The organism is Microbacterium umsixpiens, assembly GCF_053543675.1.
Window position 1 is genome coordinate 22,453 of record NZ_JBLVOH010000038.1, and the last position, 4,293, is coordinate 26,745.

Below are 4,293 nucleotides of genomic sequence, written 5' to 3' on the forward strand. Positions count from 1 at the left end.
CCCGCCTTTCTCGTCCATCCGACGAAAGCGCTTGCGAAAGCGTTTCCGCCCCCGAACCGCAGTACCGTTCCACACCTTCTCCGCTGCAGTGCCGCCCCGGAGAAGGCGGCACGACCCATCGGCACGACACCACACGACGACGACGTTGAGAGGTTTCTGATGCACGAACGATCCATGCGACCCGCGAGCTCGAGCACTCGATCGGCAGCACCTCCTCCTCGAACCTTCGGGGTGCGACGAACGGGTGCGCTGGTCGCTGCCGCGGCCGTCGTCGGAGCCCTGCTGACTGCGACCCCCGCTGCCGCGGCAGAGCCGTTCACCGAGCTGGTCGACTTCGAGGCGTACGAGCGCGTCGCGCTGAACGGGCAGGACGGATGGACGTCGTCTGCAGCTCCGCGTGTGATCGCCGACCCGCTCAACGGCAACAACCAGGTCGTCGAGTCCGTGGGTGGCGGGCAGCAGTCGTATCGCGCGATACCGGCCATCGCCGAGGGCGATACCGGCACGCTGTTCTTCCGCTTCCTGCGCACCGGCAGCGTCGACACCTCGTTCGGTCTCACCGATGTCGATGCGCCGAACGACTACGTGAACAGCCGTGCCTACGTGAACAACCAGAACGACGACGTGCTGCGCGTGCGTGACGGCGGCGCCTTCAAGCCCGCGGGCGTGTGGTCGAAGGACGCCTGGCAGTGCGTGTGGATCGTCGCCGACAACGCCACCGACAAGGTCACCGTGTACAGCCAGGGCGGCGCGTACGAAGAGCAGACCCGCCTCCCGGAGGGGACCGAGCAGCAGTTCGGCTTCCGTCAGGCGGTGAACGGCGCGCTCGACCGGTTCTTCTGGAAGAACGGCGCCACCAGCACGGGACGCCTGTTGCTCGATGACGTCGCCGTCGACAACACGGGCGAGAACCTCGCGATCGCCACGGGCAACCCCGGCGACTGCGCACCGGGAGGCACGGCGAACGAGCCGCTGCTCAACCCGCTGCCCGACCCCGCGCTCGCCGACCTCGGCATCGAGGTGACCGAGCTCGCACAGCTGCCGAAGTCGCAGACGACCCCGGCCACGCAGGACCAGCGTCTGGTGCGCCACAACCGCATCACGCACCTCGACGAGGTGCCGGACGACTCCGGCCGGCTGATGGTCCCCGACAACAACGACATCCTCTATCTGGTCGACAAGGAATCGGGCGAGTACGTCCCGTACCTCAACGTCCGGAACGAGTTCATCGACAACTTCCACAACAGCGCAGGCCTCGGCACGGGGCTCGGATCGGCCGAGTTCCACCCCGACTTCGCCGAGAACGGGCTGTTCTACACCGTGCACACCGAGGGAGGCACGGCGCTGACCGAAGACACCCCGGACTTCCCGGCCTTCGGCACCACCGCGTTCCACAGTGTGATCACCGAGTGGAAGGCCGATGACCCCTCGGCGGCGACCTTCGACGGCACGCACCGCGAGGTCATGCGCATCCCGTTCGCGGGCCGCGTGCACACCGTGCAGCAGATCGCGTTCAACCCCACGGTGTCGGAGGGCGACGCCGACTACGGCAACCTCTACATCCTCGTCGGCGACGGCGGCAACGGCGTCGGTAACGGCAACCCGCAGGACCTGGCCACACCCCAGGGCAAGATCCTGCGCGTGAACCCCACCGGCGACGACAGCGAGAACGGCGAGTACGGCGTTCCGGCCGACAACCCGTTCGTCGATGACGCGGATGCCCTGCCGGAGATCTACGCCGTCGGCATGCGCGACCCGCACCGCATCAGCTGGGACACCGAAGGTGACCACACCATGTATCTCGCGCACATCGGCGAGTGGCAGGTCGAGTCGGTCTACGCCGTCGAGCCGGGAGACAACTTCGGCTGGTCGGTGCGCGAGGGCTCGTTCCTCGCCGAGAACCGGCAGATCTTCCCGCTGCCGAAGGACGACGCGGAGAACGGCTTCACCTATCCGGTGGCCGCCTACGACCATAACCGCGACCCCGGTCAGACCGGCGATGCGGGAGTGGCCGTGAACGGCGGATTCGTCTACCGCGGCGACATCCCCGAACTCCAGGGACGCTACCTCTTCACCGATCTGGTGCGCGGTTGGGTGCTGTCCACCGATGCCGAGGAGATGGTGCGCAACGACGGCGACATCGACGACCTCGCCACGATCGAGGAGCTGCGGGTCTTCGCCGACGGCGAGGAGACCACGTTCCAGGAGCTGGTCGGTGACAAGCGCGTCGACCTGCGGTTCGGCTCCGACGCCGACGGCGAGCTCTACCTCGTCTCCAAGGCGAACGGCAAGATCTGGAAGGTCACGGGGGCGCGTTCGGTCGATGAGCCGAGCAACCCGTTCGTCCTTCCCGCACTCGCGCCGAACCTCGTCACGCACCACGACTTCGATCACCCGGATGCGGCGAAGCCGACGATCGAGGTCGACCAGGGTCGTTCCGGCACCGACATCTCGCTGATCAACGGCGGGGTCGAGATGCGGGTCGCCGACCGCGCCTACCCCGGTGCGGGCGAGGCGCTGCAGACCCAACAGATGAGTCCGCGGACCGCGTCGAACGACGACTGGAAGGCGGGCATCTACAACGCGAACGGGGTCGAGTCGCTGGATGCGTTCGCCGGTACGGACAAGGCCTCCGTCATGGGCTGGTTCAAGCCGACCGGCGATCACCCGGCCCTGAACTCGGGGACCGCGAATCCGGACGACGTGTACAACGCGATCGGTCTCGCGGGCGTGCTCACCGGCACCTCCGACGGGCACGCGGTGCGCGCGCTGCTCGAGGTCATCACCGTCGACGGCGAGCTCAAGCTCGTGGCGCTCGGGCGCCGAGTCGACGGTGCCGGCTCCTGGACGTTCGCGGCCGACCTGCCGTGGAACGAGATCCTCAAGAAGGGGCAGTGGGTGCATCTCGCGGCGACCTTCGACTTCGCGGCGGGCGAGATGAAGCTGTTCATGAACGGCGAGGAACTGGCGGGGAAGTACACCGCGGCCAACCCGTGGGGTGAGGGGTCCACATCCGACACCGCACCGGCCGGCATCAAGATCGGCGGCAGCTTCCCGCAGAACACGAAGGAGGCCAACCCGTTCAACGGGCGGATGGACGACATCATGCTGCTCGACACGGTTCCCACCGCCGAGCAGGTCGCCGCGCAGTACGCGCTGTACGCCGTGCCGCCGGTCGAACCGCCGACGCCGCCCACCTGCACGCCGGACGGCGAGGTCATCACCGACGTGATGGCGGAGGGCGACTGGGCGCCGCGGACCCCGGCCAAGTGGGACTTCCCCGGCGACGAGGTCGTGCTCACCGAGGCCGGCACCAACCCGAACGACGGCATCCGCCGACCGTTCGAGTACGCCGTCCTCACCGAAGGACCGGAGCTCGGATCGTTCGACCTCACCGGCCAGGTGCGTCTCGACGAGAAGGCATCCGTGAACAACCGCGACGTGATCATCGTCTTCGGCTGGAAGTCGGACACGGAGTACTACTACGCGCACCTCTCGCAGGACAACTCGATCTACCCGCACAACGGCATCTTCAAGGTGAACAAGGCCGACCGCGAGCGGATCGACGACCAGTGGGACGGCGCGGTCGGTGCTCCGCCGGCGGTCACCGACGAGGAGTGGCACGACGTGCGCGTGGTCCGCTGCGTGGACAGCGGCGACATCGCCGTCTACGTCGACGGACTCGACGCCCCGCTGATGACCGCGAACGACAAGACGTTCCCCGAGGGTCGGGTGGGCTTCGGCTCGTTCGACAACTTCGGGCGTCTGCGCGACCTCTCGGTCACGGCGGCGGCGACGGACACCACGGCTCCGGCGGCGACCGTCAAGAGCGGCGCGGAGTTCACGGTCGGCCGTGACGGCATCTACAGCAGGGTGTCGTTCAAGCTCCACGACGAGGGGAAGATCGATCGACTGACCCTCAACGGCGTCGAGAAGGATCTGACCGACAACGTCTGGTCCGACCTGAACCACGTGAAGCCGGGAGTGTTCGGTGCCGTGGCCGGGGCGAACACGCTGGTCGTGTACGACGTGGCGGGCAACGCCACCACCCTGAAGTTCACGCTCGACGTCACGGCTCCCGCCGTGACGGTCAAGGAGGGTGGCCAGTACACCGTGGGCGCCAACGGCTCCTACAGTCTGGTGTCGTACAAGCTCAACGACGCCGGCAGGGTCGATCGGCTGACGGTCAACGGAGTGGCGAAGGATCTGACGGACAACGTCTGGTCCGACCTCAACTTCGTGAAGCCGGGCGCGTTCGGCGCCAAGGTCGGGGCGAACACGCTGGTCGTGTAC

General features: G+C 67.5%; 1 protein-coding gene. It reads left to right on the forward strand.

Annotated features, from left to right (window positions below):
• Nucleotides 1–231: 231 nt before the first annotated feature.
• A partial coding sequence (locus ACNPM4_RS03970; RefSeq protein WP_448984764.1) for a PQQ-dependent sugar dehydrogenase occupies nt 232–4,293 on the forward strand: 4,062 nt, incomplete at its 3' end.